This is a genomic window from Bradyrhizobium sp. 18BD, from assembly GCF_054185225.1.
The window spans coordinates 1-461 of the sequence record NZ_JAVAYL010000198.1 but is presented as its reverse complement, the minus strand read 5'-3'; the positions used below and the strand labels follow the sequence as shown (position 1 = coordinate 461).

The window sequence follows — 461 nt, the reverse complement described above, 5'->3', positions numbered from 1 at the left end:
ATCGACGTGCTGAGCAACGCCACGCTGCAGCGCCAGGGCACCACCGAGCTCGGTGCCGCACTCTCGGCGGTGGTGCCGTCCATCGACTTCCCGCGCTCGTCAGCCGTCGACGGTACCGACTCGATCCGTCCCGCCACGCTGCGCGGCCTCTCACCGGACCAGACGCTGGTGCTGATCAACGGCGTCCGCGCGCATACCTCGGCGCTGCTCAACACCAACGGATCGGTCGGACGCGGGTCGGCAGCGGTCGATCTCAACACCATTCCATCGGTCGCGCTTGAGCGGATCGAGGTGCTCCGCGATGGCGCGGCGGCGCAATATGGCTCCGACGCCATCGCCGGCGTGGTCAACCTCCGCCTGCGCGAGGCGCGCAGCGGCGGCGGCGCGACCGTCACCTATGGCCAGTACATCACCGATGTGGTGACCGCCCGCGGCCGCCGCAACGAGCATGACGGACAGAC

At 69.8% G+C, this 461-nt stretch carries 1 protein-coding gene; it reads left to right on the top strand.

The window, feature by feature from the left end; translation table 11 throughout:
* Positions 1–461, top strand: a 461-nt coding sequence (locus tag RAD16_RS41055; protein ID WP_458163692.1) for a TonB-dependent receptor plug domain-containing protein, incomplete at both ends; no start/stop codon positions are given.